Annotated in this window: 18 protein-coding genes and 1 tRNA gene; 9 read left to right on the top strand and 10 right to left on the bottom strand. The window is 72.5% G+C overall.

All coding sequences use genetic code 11. The features are described 5' to 3' along the window. Positions 1-230: 230 nt before the first annotated feature. Positions 231-578 carry a DUF1844 domain-containing protein gene (locus HWD93_RS10550; protein WP_071295810.1) on the top strand — a complete coding sequence of 116 codons (348 nt, stop codon included), beginning with the start codon at positions 231-233 and terminating at the stop codon, positions 576-578. 102 nt (positions 579-680) lie between these two features. Here the strand turns inward: HWD93_RS10550 and HWD93_RS10545 are convergent, their stop codons facing one another. Beyond that, on the bottom strand, positions 681-1,952 hold the full coding sequence (locus HWD93_RS10545) for a phosphotransferase (RefSeq protein WP_261646795.1): 1,272 nt from the start codon (positions 1,950-1,952) through the stop codon (positions 681-683). A 192-nt stretch (positions 1,953-2,144) separates the two neighbouring features. On the opposite strand from HWD93_RS10545, the gene HWD93_RS10540 reads away from it, so the two are divergent. The 3 genes from HWD93_RS10540 (at position 2,145) to HWD93_RS10530 (ending at position 6,085) form a co-directional block, all read left to right on the top strand. Further along, positions 2,145-3,686 (top strand): CHAD domain-containing protein, encoded by a 1,542-nt coding sequence (locus HWD93_RS10540; protein ID WP_071295812.1) that lies wholly within the window; start codon positions 2,145-2,147, stop codon positions 3,684-3,686. A 4-nt stretch (positions 3,687-3,690) separates the two neighbouring features. After that, complete coding sequence (locus HWD93_RS10535) at positions 3,691-4,146, top strand: MaoC/PaaZ C-terminal domain-containing protein (protein WP_070417876.1); 456 nt, start codon at positions 3,691-3,693, stop codon at positions 4,144-4,146. 76 nt (positions 4,147-4,222) lie between these two features. Next, positions 4,223-6,085, top strand: a complete 1,863-nt coding sequence (locus HWD93_RS10530; RefSeq protein ID WP_261646794.1) for a glycoside hydrolase family 2 protein — start codon at positions 4,223-4,225, stop codon at positions 6,083-6,085. A gap of 156 nt (positions 6,086-6,241) precedes the next feature. Here HWD93_RS10530 and HWD93_RS10525 read toward each other — a convergent pair whose 3' ends face one another. Further along, the gene (locus HWD93_RS10525; RefSeq protein ID WP_261646793.1) at positions 6,242-7,090 is read right to left on the bottom strand and encodes an alpha/beta fold hydrolase; all 849 of its coding nucleotides are present in this window, start codon (positions 7,088-7,090) and stop codon (positions 6,242-6,244) included. A gap of 125 nt (positions 7,091-7,215) precedes the next feature. Between HWD93_RS10525 and HWD93_RS10520 the strand changes: the two genes are divergently transcribed. Beyond that, positions 7,216-8,415 carry a hypothetical protein gene (locus HWD93_RS10520; protein WP_261646792.1) on the top strand — a complete coding sequence of 400 codons (1,200 nt, stop codon included), beginning with the start codon at positions 7,216-7,218 and terminating at the stop codon, positions 8,413-8,415. A 165-nt stretch (positions 8,416-8,580) separates the two neighbouring features. On the opposite strand, the gene HWD93_RS10515 is transcribed toward HWD93_RS10520, so the two are convergent. Further along, the gene (locus tag HWD93_RS10515; RefSeq protein ID WP_261646791.1) at positions 8,581-9,621 is read right to left on the bottom strand and encodes an amidase domain-containing protein; all 1,041 of its coding nucleotides are present in this window, start codon (positions 9,619-9,621) and stop codon (positions 8,581-8,583) included. A 73-nt stretch (positions 9,622-9,694) separates the two neighbouring features. Between HWD93_RS10515 and HWD93_RS10510 the strand changes: the two genes are divergently transcribed. Beyond that, positions 9,695-10,078 (top strand): hypothetical protein, encoded by a 384-nt coding sequence (locus HWD93_RS10510; protein WP_071295815.1) that lies wholly within the window; start codon positions 9,695-9,697, stop codon positions 10,076-10,078. A 59-nt stretch (positions 10,079-10,137) separates the two neighbouring features. On the opposite strand, the gene HWD93_RS10505 is transcribed toward HWD93_RS10510, so the two are convergent. The 4 genes from HWD93_RS10505 to galU form a co-directional block, all read right to left on the bottom strand. Beyond that, positions 10,138-10,210: transfer RNA gene (locus tag HWD93_RS10505), tRNA-Ala, on the bottom strand. A 51-nt stretch (positions 10,211-10,261) separates the two neighbouring features. Further along, on the bottom strand, positions 10,262-11,380 hold the full coding sequence (locus HWD93_RS10500; RefSeq protein WP_261646790.1) for a hypothetical protein: 1,119 nt from the start codon (positions 11,378-11,380) through the stop codon (positions 10,262-10,264). A gap of 126 nt (positions 11,381-11,506) precedes the next feature. After that, positions 11,507-12,166 (bottom strand): GNAT family N-acetyltransferase, encoded by a 660-nt coding sequence (locus HWD93_RS10495; protein WP_261646789.1) that lies wholly within the window; start codon positions 12,164-12,166, stop codon positions 11,507-11,509. A gap of 70 nt (positions 12,167-12,236) precedes the next feature. Then, complete coding sequence (galU, locus tag HWD93_RS10490; protein ID WP_022907539.1) at positions 12,237-13,127, bottom strand: UTP--glucose-1-phosphate uridylyltransferase GalU; 891 nt, start codon at positions 13,125-13,127, stop codon at positions 12,237-12,239. A gap of 114 nt (positions 13,128-13,241) precedes the next feature. Between galU and HWD93_RS10485 the strand changes: the two genes are divergently transcribed. From HWD93_RS10485 to mscL, 3 genes are all read left to right on the top strand, one after another. Further along, positions 13,242-13,826 carry a 5-formyltetrahydrofolate cyclo-ligase gene (locus HWD93_RS10485; protein ID WP_070417869.1) on the top strand — a complete coding sequence of 195 codons (585 nt, stop codon included), beginning with the start codon at positions 13,242-13,244 and terminating at the stop codon, positions 13,824-13,826. Position 13,827: 1 nt separating this feature from the next. Further along, on the top strand, positions 13,828-14,142 hold the full coding sequence (locus HWD93_RS10480; protein ID WP_261646788.1) for an FmdB family zinc ribbon protein: 315 nt from the start codon (positions 13,828-13,830) through the stop codon (positions 14,140-14,142). A gap of 72 nt (positions 14,143-14,214) precedes the next feature. Further along, entirely contained in the window at positions 14,215-14,718 is a 504-nt protein-coding gene (mscL, locus tag HWD93_RS10475; protein WP_261646787.1) for a large conductance mechanosensitive channel protein MscL, read from the top strand. A 114-nt stretch (positions 14,719-14,832) separates the two neighbouring features. Here mscL and HWD93_RS10470 read toward each other — a convergent pair whose 3' ends face one another. The 3 genes from HWD93_RS10470 to HWD93_RS10460 form a co-directional block, all read right to left on the bottom strand. Further along, the gene (locus tag HWD93_RS10470; protein ID WP_070417866.1) at positions 14,833-15,420 is read right to left on the bottom strand and encodes a CDP-alcohol phosphatidyltransferase family protein; all 588 of its coding nucleotides are present in this window, start codon (positions 15,418-15,420) and stop codon (positions 14,833-14,835) included. A gap of 19 nt (positions 15,421-15,439) precedes the next feature. After that, positions 15,440-15,670 (bottom strand): hypothetical protein, encoded by a 231-nt coding sequence (locus HWD93_RS10465; protein WP_261646786.1) that lies wholly within the window; start codon positions 15,668-15,670, stop codon positions 15,440-15,442. Positions 15,671-15,735: 65 nt separating this feature from the next. Next, positions 15,736-19,602 (bottom strand): ATP-binding protein, encoded by a 3,867-nt coding sequence (locus HWD93_RS10460; protein ID WP_071295819.1) that lies wholly within the window; start codon positions 19,600-19,602, stop codon positions 15,736-15,738. Between the last annotated feature and the right edge of the window lie 79 nt (positions 19,603-19,681).

Below are 19,681 nucleotides of genomic sequence, written 5' to 3'. Positions count from 1 at the left end.
ATCTGACGCACGGATCGTGACCCGTTCGGCAGCCGCCCGACGCCGACCCCTGCGGGACGGCCGACCGACGCGGACGCCGGTGGAGCGGTGTGGACCCGGTAGCCTGTGGTGCGCGGCCGCGGGTGGGAGAGACTCCTCTTTCGTGACGCTGCGGGAGTGATCGGCCTCGTTCGCACGAGTCCGGGCACACTGACAGCATCTGCCGCGGACGAGTCTAGCAGAGGAGCACCGTGACCGACACCCCATCCCCCGAGCCCGACGAGGCCGCCCGCGACATCTCGGAGGTGCCGGCCGTCGAACTCATCAACACCGTGGCGGTGCACCTCCTCAGCGCGGCCGCCGTCAAGGTGGGTCTCGCGGACGACCCCGAGCAGCAGACGGACCTCGACGAGGCGCGCAAGCTCATCACGGCGCTCGCGGGGCTCGTCACCGCCGCGGCGACGGAGATCGGGGACCACCACGCCCGCCCGCTGCGCGACGGACTCCGTTCGGTGCAGCTCGCGTTCCGCGAGGCGTCGAGCATCCAGGACGCGCCGGGCGCCGGACCGGGTGAGAAGTACACCGGACCCGTCAACTGACGGGCGTCACCCGATGACGGACGGGAGGCGCGGTGCCGGCTGGCACCGCGCCTCCCGTCCGTCATCCGGTCCGGTCCAGGGCCGCAGCCCTCGGTCCGTCGGTCAGGCCGCGCTGCGCGCGACCAGGCGCGTGACCGCGGCGAGCGGGATCCCGACCCAGTCGGGACGGTTCCGGGTCTCGTAGACGACCTCGTAGACGGCCTTGTCGAGTTCGAACGCGTCGAGCAGTTCCCGGTGGGCACGCAGGTCCGATCCCGTCCCCTGCTGGTAGCCGTCGAGGAACGCCGACCGGGCGTCCTGTGCCCACTCCCCCGCGTCGACGGGTTCGGCGTCCTGGGCGAGCGAGCCCTGGACGTAGTCGAACGAGCGCAGCATGCCGGCGACGTCCCGGAGCGTGACGTCCGGCAGGGAGCGCTCGGTGAGCGGCCGGAGCGGCTCGCCCTCGAAGTCGAGGAAGACCCAGCCGCGGGGTTCCGGAGCGGCGAGCACCTGTCCGAGGTGCAGGTCCCCGTGGATGCGCTGCAGGTCGGGCCAGTCGGCGTCGGCGGCCCGGGCGTAGACCGCACGGACGGCGTCGACGTGCGGGGCGATCGCCGGGGCCTCGCGTGCCGCGGCGTCGAGCCGGCCGTGCATCGTCGCGATCGCGGCGGCACGGCGGTCGTCGTCGGCGGGCTCGGTCGGCAGGGCCTCGGCGAGGGTGCGGTGCACCTCGGCGAGCGCGAGCCCGAGCCGCTCGGCGTCGGATGCGAAGGGGATGCCCTCGCGGGCGTCGCCGAGCGCCACGCGCCAGGCGTCCTGCAGTCCCGGCAGGAACTCCTGGGCGAAGGCGAGGTGCCCGCTCGCGGTGCCGTCGGAGCGCCCCGGGTCCGGCCAGCTCCCGCGGAGCGCGCCGTACACGCGCGGCACCCGGGCGCTGCCCGCGGCCGAGAGGGCGAGCTGCGTGGTGACGTCCGGGTTGTCGCCGTGGTGCAGCACGCGGAAGACCTTCACGATGACCTCGGCGCCGGTGTCCGTCTCGCAGATCACCGAGGTGTTCGACTGTTCGCCGCTGAGCACCCGGGACCGCCGGACGGTGCCGATCGGGACGAGGCTCTCGTCGTCGGCGTCGATGCGCGCGGCGAGGGACCGGATCCAGTCCGGATCGGCGGTCGCGTCGTGCACGGTCCCGGTCGCGTCGGGGCTGACCGGCGCCTGGTAGAGGACGGGGCCGGTCGGGGCGTCGTCGAGGACGAGGCGGGTACCGGCGGGCTGCGCGAGGGTGCGCAGCCGCGGGGTGGAGCCCTTCGCCGTGTACCAGCGCTGGTGGGCGATCCAGCCCTCGAGGGTGCGGTCGGTGGGCTCGCCGGGGGCGGGGACGGGTGCCTCGTCGCTCATGGGGCGAACCGTACGCGCCGGGGGCTGAGGGTGGTGCGCTGGATCGTGGGGCGCTGGGCGCTGGGCGCTGGGGTCGTGGGGCGCTGGGTTCGGGTCGTCCGCTGTCCTCCACAGGGCGTCGCTCCGGGTGCGGCATCCACAGAACGCGGCAGGCCCGGTGACGAGGGCCCCGGGGCGGACGACACTGACGGCATGCAGACCCCGCACCCGGAGCCGCTCGGCCGCACCGACCCCCGTCGCACGTGGCGCATCGCCGACGACCGGCGGCTGCCCGCCCTCGAACCCTTCGCCGACCGCGTCCTCCGGCACGGTCCCGTGGTGCTGCGCGAGCACCTGTGGGACACCGACGACCGGGCCCTCGCGGCCGAGGGCGTCGAGCTCCTCCGGTCGGACGCCGGGTGGAGCGTCGACCGCGGTGACGGACCGGTCGAGGTGCCCCCGGACCTCGACGGCGGCGACGACCACGATGCGGACCACGTACCGCGCGACGTTGTCGAGGTCTTCCTGCGCGGCCGCCCGGTCCGGGTCGTCCGGGTGCGGGACACGGCGACGACCCTCGTCGAGCTGCGCGGGCGGGACGGGCGGCTCCGGGCCGAGGTGGCCGACGTCCGTGTGGACGAGGGCGAGCCCGACGCCGCGGTGCTCCGGTCGGCTCGGTGGTGGGCGCTGAGCGACGACGGGCGGGGCGGGACGGTGTCCCGGGCTGCGGAGCGGGCGCTGGCGGACGCGGCGGAACCCGGGGTGGGTGGTGGCGCCCGGGGTGGGGCCGGGCGCGCTGGTGGTGGGGCCGGGCGGGCTGGAGGCGGGGCCGGGCACCCTGCGCTCCGTGCCGCACCCGAGCGTCGGAAGGGAACGGCGGGACGCCCGCGACGCGGTTCGGCGGCCGCTGCCCTGCGAGCGGTCCTCCGGTCGTTGCGCGCCGACCTCGTCGCGGTCGACCCGAGGGTGCGTGCCGACGAGCACGGGTCGGTGCACGACCTCCGGAAGGTCCTGCGTCGGCTGCGGAGCGTGCTGGCCGCGTACCGCGGTGCCCTCGACCGCGACGCCACCGAACCCCTGCGCGCCGAACTGGCCGAGGTCTCGCGGGTGGCCGGTGTCGCCCGCGACGCCGAGGTCCTGCGCGACCGGTTGCTCCGCACGGCCGGCCGCGCTCCCGAGGGCTTCGTCGACGCCCAGACCCTCGACCGGATCGGTGCGCACGTCGCCGAGTCCCGCGCGGCGGCGGCCGCCGACCTCCGACACACCCTGCGCTCGGCGACGTGGTTCCGGGCACTGGACCGCCTCGACGACCTCGTCGCCCGGGTGCCGCGGGGACCGCACGCCGACGACGACGCCCAGGCGTTCACCGTCCGCCGGATCGCGCGCGAGCGGAAGCGGGTCGCGAAGGCGATCGACGGCGGCACCGAGACGCTCGACGACCTGCACGAGGTCCGGAAGGCGGCGCGGCGGCTGCGCTACGCCCTGCAGGCCGCCGACGAGGCGACGGACCTCGGGAAGCGGCACCTCGGGTTGCTGCGGCGGGTCCAGGACAGCCTCGGCGAGGTGCTCGACGCGGCGCACGCCACCGCGGCCCACCGGGAGCTGGCGACCCTCGCGGCGAGGAGCGGGGCGGACACGTTCGGCGCCGGGGTCCTCGCCACGACCGAGCACGCCGTCGTGGAGCGCGAGCGGGACCGGGCCGAGCACCTCGTCGCCCGCCTGCGGTCGCGCGTGGCGACCGGTCTGCGAGGATGACCGGGTGCCGCACTACCTCGAAGACCTCGCCGCCGGACAGACCTTCACGACCCCGGGCCGGACCATCACCGAGGCGGACGTCGTGTCGTTCGCCTCGTGGACGAACGACAACAACCAGGTCCACACCGACGTCGAGTTCGCAGCCAGGACCCGCTACGGCCAGCGGGTCGTGCACGGGCTGCTCGGCACCTCGCTCTGCCTCGGCCTGATCGCCCGCACCGGGGTGTTCGAGGGCTCGGCCGTCGCGCTGCTCGGCATCGACCAGTGGCGCTTCACGGCGCCGGTGTTCATCGGGGACACCCTGACGTGCGAGGTCGAGATCCTGTCGACGCGGCTCACGAGCTCCGGGACGACGGGCATCGTCGAGCGGACGGTGTCGCTCCGGAACCAGCGGGGCGAGACCGTGCAGCAGGGGCGCATGGACGTCATGGTCCTGACGCGGGACGCCGCGATCGCCTGACAGGCCGGGCGGGCACTCGCCCGGAATCGTTGCCGCGCTCTTTACAACGATGTACCAGCCGCGCCAGCATGGAGGCATGAGCACGCTCGACGGCATCGTCGCCGCACCTGACACCGCTTCCCCGCAGGCCCTCCCGCTCGCCTCCCGGCAGGACGGCACGTACCCCCGGCCGCAGATGCTCCGCCCGCAGTGGGCCGACCTCGACGGCACGTGGTCCTTCCGCAACGACGGCGACGACCCCGCCTGGCGGACCGGCTTCCCCGACGCACGGGACATCGTCGTCCCGTTCCCGCCCGAGTCCGTCGCGTCGGGCATCGACGAGCCGGGCTTCCACCCCGTCGTCTGGTACTCCCGCACCATCGGCCGCGCCGAGCTCGAGGCCGCCGGACACGGCGTCGCGGCACCCCGGCTCCTGCTGCACTTCGGCGCGGTGGACCACCGTGCCCGGGTCTGGATCGACGGGCAGTTCGTCGGCGAGCACGAGGGCGGCCACACGCCGTTCTCGTTCGACGTGACCGACGTCCTGACTGACTCCGACGCCGTGCACACCCTCGTCGTCCGCGCCGAGGACGACCCGCACGACCTCACCCAGCCCCGCGGCAAGCAGGACTGGCACGAGGACCCGCACGCCATCTGGTACCGCCGCACCACCGGCATCTGGCAGACCGTCTGGCTCGAGGCCGTGCCGACCACGTCGATCGAGTACCTCCGCTGGACCAACCTCGACCACCAGACGCTCCGCCTGACCGTCCGGCTCGCCGGGGCCCGGACCGGCGGCGAGCGCCTCCGCGTCGACGCCCGCTGGGACGAGCGCGACGAACACCTCGCGACGATCGAGACCACGCTCGGCGCGACGGCGAACGAGTTCGACGTGGTCGTCCCGATCGCCCGGCAGGCGAACGGGCAGGCCGAGGACGAACTGCACTGGTCGCCGGAGGCACCGCGGCTCGTCGACGCCACGGTCACCCTGCTGGGATCCGGCAGCGATCGCACCCCGATCGACGCCGTCGCGTCCTACTTCGGCGTGCGCACCGTCGGCGTCGACGGTGGCGCGTTCCTCCTCAACGGCCGGAGCTACGACGTCCGCAGCGTCCTCAACCAGGGGTACTGGCCGGACTCGCACATCGCAGCCCCCTCCCGCGAGGCGCTCCGCCGCGAGGTCGAGCTCATCAAGGAGCTCGGCTTCAACGCCGCACGCAACCACCAGAAGATCGAGGACCCGCGCTTCCTCTACTGGGCGGACCGGCTCGGCATCCTCGTGTGGGGTGAGGCGCCGGGTGCGTACGCGTTCTCGCCGCGGGCCGTGCAGCGGCTGATGCGCGAGTGGATGGACGCCGTCGAGCGCGACGCCTCGCACCCGTCGATCGTCACGTGGGTCCCGGCGAACGAGAGCTGGGGCGTGCAGCACATCGCGACCGACCCCGCGCAGCAGGCCTACGCGCGGTCGTTGGCCGACGTCACGCGGGCGATCGACCCGACACGGCCGGTGATCTCGAACGACGGGTGGGAGCACCCGGACTCGGACATCATCACGATCCACGACTACGAGGGCGTCGGGCCCCGGCTCGCGGCGACCTACGCCGACGACGCGGCGCGCACGGCACTGTTCCACGGCATGGGCCCGTCCGACCGCTGGGTACTGGTCGGCGGGGCGGTCGACCGCGGGCAGCCGGTCATGCTCACCGAGTTCGGCGGCGTGAACTACCAGCCCGGCGCCCAGCGCGAGGACGGCTGGGGCTACACGACCGCGGCCGACGGCGACGACTGGATTGCCCGGATCACGGCGCTGTACGACGCGATCCGCGCGAGTTCGTTCCTCGCCGGGTCCTGCTACACGCAGCTCACGGACACGATGCAGGAGACGAACGGCCTGCTGAACGCGGACCGCACCCCGAAGGTGCCGATCGAGCAGATCCGGCGCGCGGTCACCGGTCGCTGACGCGACGCAGGAGCCGGGAGGCACGTCCTCGGTGAGCAGGAATGGTCGGGTCCGACGAACGGACCCGACCATTGCTGCTCACGAGACGCGGAGATCGGTGCGAGACCGACGCAGCGTCTCGGCGCGGATCAGGAGGCGCGGATCGGGAGGCGCGGGTCAGGAGGCGAGGAACCGCAGGACGGCCTCGTTCCACTCGTCCTTGTGCGATGCCAGCACCCCGTGCGGCCCGCCCTCGATGACGTGGGTCTGCGCGTTCGGGATCGCCGCAGCGGTCCGCTTGCCGGACACCTCGAACGGCACGATGCCGTCGGAGTCGCCGTGGATCACGAGCGTCGGCACGTCGATCTTGGTGAGGTCGTCGCGGAAGTCCGTCGTGGCGAACGCGACGGTGCAGTCGAGCGTGCCCTTCGGCGATGCGAGCTCGGCGATCGCGAGGTCGTACGCGCGCTGGTCGCCCGACACCAGGGGCTTGTTCACGAGCGAGGGCTTGCCCGCCGTGTAGAACAGGTCGACGAACTCGTGCAGGAACGCGGGGCGGTCCCCGGTGATCCCGTTCGAGAACCAGTCGGCGAGGTCCTGGTCGACCCCGCCGTCGGGGTTGTCGTCGGACTTCCAGAGGTACGGCGGCACCGCGCTCGCGAACACGAGCTTCTTCACCCGGCCCGTGCCGTAGGTGGACACGTAGCGCGCGAGCTCACCGCCACCCATCGAGAACCCGATCAGCGTGACCTCGGTCAGCCCGAGCTGGTCGAGCAGGGTGTCGAGGTCGGCGGCGAACGTGTCGTAGTCGTACCCGCCCCACGGCTGCGACGACTGCCCGAAGCCACGACGGTCGTACGCGACGACACGGTGCCCGGCCTCGACGAGGGCCGGGATCTGGCCCTCCCACGAGCGGCCGGACAGGGGCCAGCCGTGGATGAGGACGACCGGGTCGCCCGATCCGAAGTCGTCGTAGTGCAGGTCGATGTCGTGCCCGTTCTCGGCTCCGACGGTGATGAACGGCATGGTGCCTCCAGTGGTTGCGTCTTCCAGGGAACGCCGACCATGCAACGCCGTGGGCCCGCACCGAGGCTGGAACCGTACGCCTTGCGGACACCGGTGACGTGCCGTGGACGTGCGAGGATCGGGCGGTGACGAGCGCCGGGGAGACGAGCCGCGCCTCCAGGCCGGCCCTGGAGGCGCGCCACAGCGGCTGGACCACTCCCCTGCTCCTGTGGTTGGCCTCGCGCGTGGTCAGCACGGTCCTGCTCGCGACCGTGTACGTCGTGGCGACGGCGAACGGCTGGCCGTTCGCGTCGTCCCGACGCGATCCGTCCTTCTTCACGTTCTCGGGGTCGTGGGACGCGTCCTTCTACCGGATCATCGCGGAGCACGGGTACCCGACGACGCTGCCGCTCGATGACTCGGGGCACGTCCTCCCGAACGCCTGGGCGTTCCTGCCGGTGTTCCCGACGCTCGTGCGCGCGGTCATGCCGCTGACGGGCGGGTCGTTCTGGGTCGCGGGCGTGCTCGTCGCGACGCTCGCCGGGGCCGGGGCGTGCGTGCTGCTCTACCGGCTGGTGCTCGCCGTGGGCTGCTCGCACCGTGCGCGGTGGGCGACGGCGCTGTTCGCGTTCGGTCCCACCGCGTTCCTGCTGCAGGTGGCCTACGCCGAGAGCACGTTCCTGCTGCTGCTGTTCGGGGCGCTGCTGGCGCTCGTCCGTCGGCGCTACTGGTTGGTCGCGCCGCTCGGGCTCGTGGCCGCGTTCACGAAGCCGGGGGTGCTGGCGTTGGCCGTGGCGCTCGCGGTGCACCTCGTCGTGCGATGGGTGCAGGAGCGTCGGGCGCTCCCGGTGCGGGACGCCGTGGCGATCGTCGTGTCGGGGCTGGTGGTGGCTGCGGCGGGGCTGGCGTGGCCGGTGATCGCCTCGGCCGTGACGGGTCGGCCGAACGCGTACCTCGACACCGAACTGTCGTGGTGGGTGGGGTTCGTGGGGCGGCAGCACTTCGCGCCGCTCACGCCGTGGTTCACGATGGCGGGGACGTGGCTCGGGCCGCTCGGGATCGTGCTCGTGGTCGCCGTGCTCGCGGGGGCGGTGTGGTTCTGGACGCGGAGGTCGGTCCGGGCCCTCGGGGTGGACGTGTGGGCGTTCACGGCGGCGTACGCGCTGTACCTCGTGGCGGTGTTCCTGCCGCAGCAGTCCCTGCCCCGGTTGCTCATGCCGACGGCGCCGCTGCTCGGGTCGGACGTGTTCGTGCGGACGCGGCGGCGGGCGGTCGTGTGGCTCGTCGTGGGCGTGTGCCTGCAGCCGGTCGCCGTCGTGCTGCTCTGGTTCCTCGGGTACCCCTGACGAGCGGCGCGGCCCGGCGCGGAGCGGCGCGGCCCGGCGCGGCGGGCCGACGTCGAACCACGGAACCGACACCGAACCAGCGCGGGTCGGTGGTTCGGTGTCGCCTTCGTGGTTCGACGCGAACGCGAACGCGGCCCCGCGGCGCGCCGCCGGCGCGCGCCGGCGCTACGCGTCGAACGTGTGGAACCAGGCGGTCCCGCCCGGGTGCTGCACGGTGATCATCTCGTCGAGGTCGCGGTACGGCCCGTCCTGGTTGTGGCTCGCCGACTTGATGCGGACCGTGCCGTCCGGCTCGGTGAACACCTCGGACACGATCGTGGTGTGGTCCGGCGAGTCGTTGTCGTTCCAGTCGTAGAACACGATGTCGCCGACCTTGACCTTGTCGCGTTCGTCGAGGGAGCGGCGGGTGAGCCCGAACTCCGCGGCGTTCGCGGTCAGCCACGGGTCCATCGTCGGGCAGTAGGTCCACGTCGCCGAGTGCTCCGCCCCGGCCGAGCGGTTGTACCAGTCGGAGCGCTGCTGCCAGCCTCGGGCGATCAAGGTCTGCGACACGTAGTTCGCGCAGTCGCCGCCGATGGGGTTCATGGTGCCGTACTCGGCGAGGTTGTAGTCCTTCCAGTGCGCCATCGCGTACTCGAGCTGCCGGTCGACGTCGGTCAGTGCCGCGTAGGCCAGGGTCGAGGTCGCGACCGCCGTCGAGGCGTCCGGGACGGGCGCGGTGGTCGGTGTCGGCGTGGCCGTCGCGGAGTCCTGCGTCGCCCCGGTCTGCCCGTCGTTCGCGGCGCTGCCGTTGCCGTCCGAGGACTGGTTGGCGGACGGTGACGGCTCGATCGCGGTCGTGAACAGCGCGACGTCCGCCGAACCCGCCGTGTACATCGCCTGGTGCGGTGCCGTGAAGGTCACCTTCGTGGCGGTCGCCCGGACGTCCCGCGCGGCGATGCCCCCGACCGTGACGCCCGCGACCGCTGCCAGCCCGGAGCCGCCGACGGTGATCGTCACACCGCCGGCGAGCGGGACCTGCGCAGGGCTGAGCGACTTCGCGACCGGCTTCGCGGTGGGCGTGGACGAACCGCCACCGTTGCTCGTGTCCCCACCGGACCCCTTGCCCGTTCCGCCGTCCCCCGACGAGCACGCGGCGACGGCGAGCCCGATGCCGGTCACGCCGGCGAGGGACAGCAGGGAGCGGCGCGTCAGGGAAGCAGTCATGGTGCTTCCCAGGGTAGGCGACGACACGGCATGATCTCTGGCAGGAACCACCGTCGAGAGGATCAGACCACCCATGCCCGAGAGCCACGACTTCTTCGTCGCAGCCGCCCCCGACCACGTCCGCGCACTCGTCCGCGGCGCACTCGTCCGCGAGGGCTACACCGTCGACGACGGCGACCAGGGAGCCCTCCGCGCCACCCGCGGCAGCATGGGCCTCACGCTGCTCATCGGCGGCATGGCGAACGACCGGACCTTCCACACCCGCCTCGACGTGCAGATCATGGTCACGCCGGACGGTCGGACGGTCGCGCGGCTCCTGCGCGGTGCCGGCAAGTCGGCGCTCAAGGGCGGCGCGCTCGGCATCTCGCGCGGCAACCGCGCCTTCGAGCAGGCCGCCAACGCGATCCACGGCGAGCTCGCCCAGGCCGGGATCCTGACGGAGAGCGTCCCCGGCTGACGCGGGCCCGCCCCGGGAACGACGAAGGCCACCCGATCGGGTGGCCTTCTGTCTCGGAGTGGAGCTAAGGGGATTCGAACCCCTGACCTTCTCATTGCGAACGAGACGCGCTACCAACTGCGCCATAGCCCCGAGAACGCGTCCACACTAGCACCCGCGTCGGCCCGATCCGAAATCGAGCGATCAGACGGCGCGGCGGCGACGCATGATGGCGTCGAGGTCCGCCTGCTCGTACGCGTCCTCGCCGAGGACACCCATGCCGGCCCACTTGCTCGGCGGCGCCGAGGGCGCGGCGGGAGCGGCGGGAGCAGCGGGTTCCGGAGCGGGAGCGGCCTGCGCAACCGGGGCTCCCGGCCCGGCCGGCGCGCGCAGACCCAGCCGTTCGGCGAGCCGCCCCTGGTCGTGGGCGGAGAGCGACGCGACGGCCTCCTCGACGTCCGGGCGCATGGGCGACACCCGCGCGAGCGACGGGTCGGTCTCGGCGGCACGGATCGCGGCCGCCTCGGCCTCGGCTTCCGCCTTGGCCGCGGCGACCCGCTCCTTCAGGCGGGCGGCGAGCTCCGCCGAGGACTCCGGCGTGGCCGCCGGGACCTTCGGGCGTTCGACGTACAGCGGCTTCGGGACGCGGTTCGGCGTCCAGCTGCGGTCACGAGCGGGCTGGGCGGGCTGCTCGGTCGACAGCGGCGGCGCCGGGTCCGTCCACTCGCTCGCGGGCCTGGAGGCGCGGCTCGACTCCGGCACGACCGTCGCGGTCCGGGCCTTCCGCGCCTTCGCCACCTGGTGCAGCTGGGCGAGGACCGCTGCGGACCCACCGGCGGCGACGAGGCCGGCGACACCGACGAGCCAGGCGGCGGGGGCCGCGACGAACACGACGACCGCGACGACGAGGCCGAGCGTGCCGAGCAGGGTCGCCCCCAGTCGGGACCGACGCATGCGCATCGCGGTGAGTGCCGGGACCGCCGAGGCCCGCTCGAGCACGGGTGCCTGCTCGGCCAGTCGACGGGTGATCTCCCGCTGCCGGGCGGCCTCGTGGGCGCGGACGATCGCGGTGCGCTTCGCCTCCTCCGACTTCGCGACCCGCTGGGCCTCGGCGAGGGACTTCGCGTTCATCTCGATGCGGACCTCGTCCGGCAGCTCGGCGGTCTGCGCGAGGATGCGGAGGGTCTGCTGCAGCCGGATCGCGTTCCGCTCGGTGGCGAGGTACTGCCGACGGGCCGCCCAGGACGGCATGAGGTAGACGAGCCAGAGCACGGCCGCGATGAGCAGGACGATGCCGCCGCCCCAGGAGCCGATACCTGCCATGGGGACACGGTAGGGGTGGGCGTTCCCCCGGCCGGTGATTGCCGGACGCGTGTTGCGCGTGTCGCGACGAAATCGCCGGGGTCGAGCCGCGCCTCCCGGGCCGCTCGGACGGACCGGACCCGCGGGTCAGACGCGGGGCGTCGTGTGCAGCGGCATCGCGGCCTCGTCGCGTGCCGCGAGGGGGACCGAACCGACGCCGGGCGGGACCTGGCCGCGGACCCAGCGTTCGAGGACGCCCTCGCGGACCTCTTCCGCGACGAGGGCGAAGCAGAAGTGGTCGCGCCAGTCGCCGTTGATGTGGATGTAGCGGCGGCGGAGCCCCTCGTACCGGAAGCCGAGCTTCTCGACCACCCGCAGCGACGGGGCGTTCTCGGGACGGATGCAGATCTCGATGCGGTGGATGCCGACGACGCGGAAGCAGTGGTCCACCGCCATCGCGACGGCGATCGGCGTGACGTTGTGGCCGGCGGCGTCCTCGACGACCCAGTAGCCGATCGAAGCACTGGCGAGGGAGCCGTACGTGATGCCGGAGACGTTGAGCTGCCCGACGAAGCGGCCGTCGAGCTCCATCGCGAACGGGAGTCCGAGCCCCGCGCGGGCGTTGGCCTGGAGCGCGCGGATGCTGCCACGGATGTCGGTGGAGACGTGACCGGAGGGGTTCGTGGCCTCCCACGTGCGGAGCCACGAGCGGTTGCTCGCGAGGGCGACGTCGAGGTCGCGGGTGTCGCGGAGTCGGAGGGGCCGGATGGTGACCCGCCCGTGGGACAGGGTCGGGATCGTCGTCATCGCGCTGGTTCCTCCGGGAGCGTCGAACGGGCCCGGGGGTGTTCCCCGGACCCGTTCGGCGACGGGTCGTCTATTCGCCCGCGTTGAACTCCTTGAGCCACGACTTGAGGTCGGGGCCGAGGTCTTCGCGGTCCGAGGCGAGCTGGACGATCGCCTTGATGTAGTCGAGTTTGTCACCGGTGTCGTACCGGCGTCCACGGAACACGACGCCGTACACGCCGCCGGTCCACTCCTCGGCGTTCGCCATCTTCATGAGCGCGTCGGTCAGCTGGATCTCGCCGCCCTTGCCCGGCTCCTGCTTCTCGAGGACGTCGAAGACCTCGGGACGGATGACGTAGCGGCCGATGATGGCCAGGTTCGAGGGCGCCTCGCCCTGCGGGGGCTTCTCGACGAGGCCGGTGATCTTCACGACGTCGTCGGTGTCGGTCTCCTCGACCGTGGCGATGCCGTAGAGGTGGGTCTGCGACTCCGGGACCTCGAGCAGGGCGACGACGGTGGCGTTCTTCTCGCCCTGGACCTCGATCATGCGCTTGAGCAGCGGGTCGCGGGCGTCGATGATGTCGTCACCGAGGAGCACGGCGAACGGCTCGCGGCCGACGTGCATCTTGGCGCGGAGCACGGCGTGGCCGAGGCCCAGCGGGTCGCCCTGGCGGACGTAGTGCATGTCGGCGAGGTCCGTGGACTGGTTCACCTTCTGCAGCTTCTCGTGGTCGCCCTTCTTCTTGAGGGTCTCCTCGAGCTCGGACACGTGGTCGAAGTGGTTCTCGAGCGCGTTCTTGTTGCGGCCCGTGATCATCAGCACGTCGGTGAGCCCTGCGCCGACGGCCTCTTCCACCACGTACTGGATGGCCGGCTTGTCGACGACGGGGAGCATCTCCTTCGGCATCGCCTTGGTGGCGGGGAGGAAGCGCGTGCCCAGGCCTGCGGCGGGGATCACGGCCTTCGAAATCTGGAAGCCCATGCCTGGACGGTATCGGATGACCCCTGGAGGGGGCATGTCGTCGCTACGGAGGACACGGCTTCTCGCGCTCGGCGGCGGAAAGCCGCAAGACGTGCCCTCGGTAGACTCCTCGGCATGATCGCCGATCTCGGGAACGAGAAGCGCGCCCTGCGAGCCGAGCTCCGGCAGCGGCGGCGCACCCGGACCACGACCGAACGCGAGACCGACACCGCGGCGCTCACCGCGACCCTGCAGCGCTTCGCCGAGGAGCGCCAGGTCGAGTCGATCGCGCTGTACCTCTCCGCACCCGAGGAACCCGACGTCCGCCCGTTCCTGAACTGGGCGTTCGAGCGCGGCATCCGGGTGCTCCTGCCGATCACCCGCGAGGACGGCCTGCTCGACTGGGCGGTCGGCGACGGCGCCTCCGAGGCCGAGGGGCTGGCCGGCGTGCCTGAGGTCGTCGGCGAGGTGCTCTCCCCCCTCGCGATCAACGACGTCGACGCGATCCTCGCCCCCGCCGCCGCGGTGGGACACGACGGCGTCCGGATGGGCTGGGGACGCGGCTACTACGACAAGACGCTCGGGTCGATGGCGAACCGCCCGCCCGTCTATGCTGTGATCTTCGACGCGGAGTACCTCGACGAGGTCCCGCGCGAGACCCACGACGAACCCGTCGACGGCATCATCACGCCGTCGCGCATCATCACCTTCCGGAGCTAGGGTGCCCACCTACTCGTACCGCTGCACGGAGTGCGGCAACGCCTTCGACATCAAGCAGTCGTTCTCCGACGCCACGCTCACCGAGTGCCCGGCGTGCGGCGGGGTGCTGCGCAAGGTCTTCTCGCCGGTCGGGGTGACGTTCAACGGGGGCGGCTTCTACCGGACCGATTCCCGGGCGGCGCCGAAGGGCTCGTCGGAGTCGTCGGGCTCGTCCGGCTCGTCGGAGTCGTCGTCCTCGACGCCGGCGAAGACCGAGTCGAAGCCCGCAGCCGCGAAGCCCGCTGCCTCGACCACGCCGAAGCCCGCCGGGTCCTGACCGGGGTCCGGACTCCTCGGTAGGTTGATGGGGTCGCCGTCCGGCGGCCGTCCTCGACCCGGAAGGAGTCCCGTGAAGGGCTTCAAGGAGTTCCTGCTCCGCGGCAACGTCATCGACCTGGCCGTCGCAGTCGTCATCGGTGCAGCGTTCACCGCCATCGTGACCGTCATCGTGAACGCGATCATCAACCCGGCGATCGGCGCGGTGTTCAACGCGTCGAGCCTCGACGACGCGCTCAAGGTCGACATCCCGACCGTGGCGGGCGGCAAGCCGGCGACCCTCATGTTCGGCTCGGTGATCGGCGCGGTGATCAACTTCGTCATCGTCGCGGCCGTCGTGTACTTCGCCCTCGTGCTCCCCGTGAACCACCTCAAGAAGGTCGCGTTCGAGCGGGTCAAGAACGACGAGGAGCAGACGCCGCAGGACGTCCCGCCGACCGACGTCGAGGTGCTGCTCGAGATCCGCGACCTGCTCCGCTCGCAGAACGGCGTGGCCGCGAACACCGGTGGCGGTGCACACGTGGCGCCGTCGACCGCTCCCGAGGGTCCCGGTATCGGCGGCACGACGAAGCTCTAGCTGCTCCCGCACAACCGAAACCCGCCCGAACCACGCGATCACGTGGCTCGGGCGGGTTTTGCTTGTGCGAACGGCCGGCGTCAACGCGCGGCCGGCGCCAGCGCGGGGCCGGCGTCAACGCGCGGCCGACACCTCGCGCCGCTTCGCGAACATCGCGATCGCGTACTGGACGCCCGCCAGCACGTGCCCGGCGGTCCCGAGGTAGACGAACACGAGGGCGACGACACGGACCCACGGCGCGTTCTCGTCGACGGTGTGCACGGCGGAGAACAGCAGCACCGGCAGCCCGACGAAGAGCAGCGCCGACCGGATCTTGCCGGTCCACGTGACGTCGAGGTCCGGGTTGCCGTGGAACAGCACGCTCGAGAGCACGACGAGCACCAGGTCGACGAGCACCACGACGGCGACGACCCACCACGGCAGCAAGCCGGTCAGCACGAGCGACAGCACGATCGCGATGATCGCGAGTCGGTCGGCAACGGGGTCGATCGCCTTGCCGAGCTTCGAGCCCTGGTCGAACTTGCGAGCGATGAAGCCGTCCGCCCAGTCGCTCACCCCGATGACGACGAGCGCGACGAGCGCCCAGCCGGGGTGTCCGGCGACGACGAGCCACACGAACACCGGGATCAGCAGCAGCCGGAACAGCGAGATCAGGTTCGGCCAGGTCTGCCAGTCGGGGCGCTCCCGCACGGTGTCAGTCATCGCAGGACAGGCTACCTGCTCACCAGTGCGGCGGGACGTCGCGCCGGAGCTGGTCGTCGTTCTCCCCGTCGCGGTGGCGGGCCGGTTCCGGCGGCGCCACCGGGTCGTAGCCCGGCACCGGCTGGGTGGTGACGCGCCTGCGGGGGCGAGCCGCGCCTCCCGGCTGCGCATGCGCCTCACCGTCGTCGGTCGCCGACGGGACGGGAGGCGCGGCTGACGACGCGTCGTCGGCCCGCGTCCACGTGCCCACCAGCTGGTCCGTCTCGGGCGTCACCGGACCGGCCGGCCGGGAGGCCCGCCGGCTCGGCCGAGGAGTCACCGGCGTGCGGGGATCGGGGGGATCGAGATCTCCTGCGTGGCACCGCGATCGACACCGAGCACCGCGGCGACGGTGTTCGCGACGCGGTCCGGGTCGGAGAAGAGCTGGAACGCGTGCACGCGCACGTAGTGCCACCCGAGTCGGCGGAGCACCTCGGGTCGGAGCCGGAGCGACTCGCGGAGCGACCCCTTCACGAGCGTCGCGTCGGTCTCGATCGTGACGCACACCCCACCGTGCGCGGCGACCAGGCCGAGCTTGCCGCGGTGGCCGAGCGCGACGGGGATGCCGCGCATCTCGAGGCGACGGGCGAGGTCGACGAGCAGCGGATCCGAGTCGTCCGGGACGTACTCGGCCGTGGTGCGCGCACGGACCTCGGCGAGGATCTCGGCGAGGGCGACGGTGCCGTGGCCCATCCGCTCGGCCTCGATGTCGGACGGCTGGAAGCAGGTGACGATGACCATCGAGCGACGTGCCCGGGTCATCGCGACGGCGAGCAGGCGCTCCCCACCGGGCTTGCCGAGCGGACCGAAGTCGCGCAGGACACGGCCGTGCGGGGTGCGGCCGTAGCCGATCGAGAACACGACGCGGTCGCGGCTCTGGGCGACGGACTGCTCGAGCGTCGCGACGATGAACGGCTCGGCCCGGTCGCCGATGACGAACTCGGTGAGGTCCTTGTGCCCCTGGGCCGCGGTGAGCACGGCCTGCTCGACGCGGACGGCGTGCTTCGCCGAGGCGGTGATGACCATGAGCGACTCGGTCGGACGGGTGCGGGCGTGGTCCATGACGAGCCGGACGACGCGGTCCACCTCGGCGTCGACGCTCTCGACCGCCCCCGACTCGGGGTCCGGCACGGCCTTGCCGTCGCTGACGTAGTCGAGCGCGATCGAGCCGTGCCCGAGGAACGAGCCGGCCCAGGGCAGCGACTCGATGCGTCCGCCGTAGAAGCGACGGTTGACGAGCTCGGCGAGGTCCTCGCCGCCGGCGCGGTACGAGCGGGTGAGCGACAGGGTCGGCAGCAGCGTGGAGAGCTTCGCGAGCGCGGAGTCGGCGTGGAAGGCGTCGAGCGTGCCCTCGTCGACCTGCAGCGCGCGGTGCGCCGGGTCGACCGCGATCCGGAACGGCGACGGGGTCTGCGTGACCGGGTCGCCGAACACGACGGTCTGACGGGCACGGCGGACGGCCCCGACGGTCTCGGCGATGGTGACGGCGCCCGCGTCGACGAGGATCACGGTGTCGAAGGGCATCGTGTCGGCGATCTGCGAGACCTCGTACGGCGACGCGAGCCACACCGGTGCGATCGACCGGGACAGGTGCGGCGCGGAGTCCTGCAGCAGACGCGAGGTGATCGCGCCGTCCCGCAGCTGGGTCTTCAGCGCGGTGGCCTCGTCCGGCCAGTCGACGAGTCCGACCTTCCAGTTCTCGGCCAGCTGCCACGCCAGGCCCTGGGAGACCCCGGCCGCGTGCGCGTCGTCGACGAGCCGGAAGTCGGCCTCGACCCGGTCGAGCATGTCGGTGTTCGCGCCGAGCAGGGCCCGGTCGGACTCGAGCATCGTCTCGAGGGCGGACTGCCACCACGCGAGCTCGAGCTCGGCGGGGACGTGGGTGTCCGGCACGTGCCGGTTCGCCAGGTCCGTGATGAGCGGTTCGAGCTGCAGGTCGCGCAGGGTCTGCATGAGCTCCGTCCGCTCCTGCAGGTTGTGCAGGACGTCGGACTCCTCGGCGAGGCGGGCGATCGTCGGGACGAGCTCGTCGATCGGCACGTTCGCCAGCTGGGTCTCGCGTGCGGTGCGACCGAGCGGCTCGTCGAGGCGCGCGAGGTCCTCGACGACGTTCGAGAACAGGACCTGGACGTCCGCGATGCCGGTGGGCACCTCGGGGTTCACGCCGGCGGCGACGTAGCGCTGCCAGAGGACGCGCTGCTGCTGGACGCGGGTCAGTGCCTCGTGCAGGTCGGACACGTGCACACCGGGGCGGACGTACTCGCGGGCGAGCTTCTTCAGCCGGCGCCGGTTCGTGCTCGACATCGGCGCACCCTCGCCGCGCGGGGCGGTGGCGGCCACGAGCTCGGACACCGAGCGGTCGAAGACGACGGGCAGGAAGCGGTCGAGGGTGTCGCGGATCTCGGTGAGCAGGCGCAGGTAGATGCCGAGCTCGTTGATCGTCGTGAACTGCCGCATGTGCGTCGTGGCGACGAGGTCGTGGGCACGGCGGAGCAGGGTCGGCAGGCCGTCGGCGTCGAGGTCCTTCGCGATCCGGTGGGCGCGCTGGGCACCGTCGCTCGAGGAGAACTTCGCGCCGTACCAGGGCGAGTCGTCCGGGCCGTAGCGGAACTCGCCGAGGTTCGCGGCGCTGACCATGGTCTCGGCGACGCGCGAGCGCCCCTCGACCATGCTCGTCACCGAGGTCTTCGACAGCCGCGCGGTCGTCGACGGCGGGACGGGCAGCAGCGACAGGCGCGACAGCTCGACGAGGCAGTCGAGCACCGAGACGCGGAAGTCGGGGTCGACCCGCGTCAGCGAGCCGCGGTAGTCCTTGAGGACCTTGCGGAGCCGGACCAGGGCGTCGTCGACCTCGCGCAGGTTCGGACGTGAGGCCTTCTCGTTGCGCGCGATCGCACGGACGACGTCACGACGGAGGGTGCCCGGGGTGACGGCGACGCCGGGGAGCTGCACCTCGGAGAACCGCGCTGCGATGCCGCGCAGGGTCGCACGGCGCGGGCTCACCACGAGGACGCGCTTGTTCGCCGCGACGAGGCCGCCGAGCGCGTTCACGATCGTCTGCGTGCCACCCGTGCCGGGGAGGGTCTTCACCACGATCGAGTTGCCGGCCGTGATCTGCGCGATCACGTTCTCCTGCTCGTCGTCGGCGTCGAGCAGGAGCGTGTCGGTCTCCGGGCTCCGCTCGTCCGACGGGGTCTGCTCGACCGGGTGGTACGACTGCTCGACCTGCCACTTGGCGCTCGGGTTGCCGGCGAGGGCGTCGAGCACCGGGTGGGACAGGTCCTCGGTGTCCTCGACCATCCCGGTCGCGACCTCGGCGAAGGTGGACACGACCAGGCGTGCGTGCACCGAGAAGCCCGGGATGTGCGCGGTGAGCCCGCGGAGTCGGTCGATCACCGGGTTCGGGGTGAAGGAGCCGTCCTGCTGCGCGAGCGCCACGAAGGACTGGGCGTCGAGGATGACGCCGAACTGCTCGTGCAGCGCGTCGGCGAGGCCGGGGTTGAGGACGGGCTCGCCGAGCAGGCGGACCTCGAAGTCGCGGCCGTGCCGACGGATCGCGAGCGGGCGCAGCAGCACCGGGCCGCGGAACTGCTCGTCGCCGTGCTGCCAGTCGGCCATGCCGATGCCGAGCTTCACGGCGTCGATGCCGCGCACGGTGGACAGCTCGGTGCCCTTGGCCTCGACGTGACCGGCGGCGATGCGGGCGGCCCGGAGTGCCACCTCGTCACGGATCAGGCTCGACAGCAGCGTCGTCTTGCCGGTGATGAACTGCGCGAGGCCACCCGGGTGCGTCGTCGAGAGCTCGATGCGGGCCCGGGGGTGGTCGGCGAAGTGCGTGAGGGGGCTGGTGCCGCCGACGCCGGTCAGCTGCTTGCGCCAGACGTCCCAGGCGGGCTCGGCGGCGTTGCCGGCCTGGAGGCGCGGATCACCCAGGCTGATCGCCTGCGGACTCGTGAGCTGCAGTTCCGGGCGCAGGGTGCGGTCGGGTTCGTCCGTCACGGCGGTCTCTTCCTGCTGCCCCCGTCGGTCCTGCTCCCCCTGCTGTCCGTCGCGTCCGTCCTGCTGTCCGTCACGCCCGTCCGCGGGCGCGTCGGCGCCCTCGACGGGGACGTCGTCGTTCACGTCGTCCTCGCCGTCGGTCACCCTGTCCGCTCGCCACACATCCGACACTGTAGGCGGAAGCGGGCTGGCACTCTGGCAATGAACCGAGGTTTCGGACTTT

The organism is Curtobacterium sp. C2H10 (genome assembly GCF_025407985.1).
Taxonomy (GTDB): Bacteria; Actinomycetota; Actinomycetes; order Actinomycetales; family Microbacteriaceae; genus Curtobacterium.
The sequence above is the reverse complement of the archived record's forward strand: the minus strand, read 5'-3'. Positions and strand labels throughout refer to the sequence as shown.

Coding starts and splice junctions, on each gene's coding strand:
- HWD93_RS10525 (WP_261646793.1), bottom strand. CDS start 7,090: ATGCCGTTCATCACCGTCGGAGCCGAGAACGGGCACGACATCGACCTG.
- HWD93_RS10470 (WP_070417866.1), bottom strand. CDS start 15,420: ATGACTGACACCGTGCGGGAGCGCCCCGACTGGCAGACCTGGCCGAAC.
- HWD93_RS10540 (WP_071295812.1), top strand. CDS start 2,145: ATGCAGACCCCGCACCCGGAGCCGCTCGGCCGCACCGACCCCCGTCGC.
- HWD93_RS10500 (WP_261646790.1), bottom strand. CDS start 11,380: ATGGCAGGTATCGGCTCCTGGGGCGGCGGCATCGTCCTGCTCATCGCG.
- HWD93_RS10530 (WP_261646794.1), top strand. CDS start 4,223: ATGAGCACGCTCGACGGCATCGTCGCCGCACCTGACACCGCTTCCCCG.
- HWD93_RS10510 (WP_071295815.1), top strand. CDS start 9,695: ATGCCCGAGAGCCACGACTTCTTCGTCGCAGCCGCCCCCGACCACGTC.
- galU (WP_022907539.1), bottom strand. CDS start 13,127: ATGGGCTTCCAGATTTCGAAGGCCGTGATCCCCGCCGCAGGCCTGGGC.
- HWD93_RS10495 (WP_261646789.1), bottom strand. CDS start 12,166: ATGACGACGATCCCGACCCTGTCCCACGGGCGGGTCACCATCCGGCCC.
- HWD93_RS10485 (WP_070417869.1), top strand. CDS start 13,242: ATGATCGCCGATCTCGGGAACGAGAAGCGCGCCCTGCGAGCCGAGCTC.
- HWD93_RS10515 (WP_261646791.1), bottom strand. CDS start 9,621: ATGACTGCTTCCCTGACGCGCCGCTCCCTGCTGTCCCTCGCCGGCGTG.
- HWD93_RS10545 (WP_261646795.1), bottom strand. CDS start 1,952: ATGAGCGACGAGGCACCCGTCCCCGCCCCCGGCGAGCCCACCGACCGC.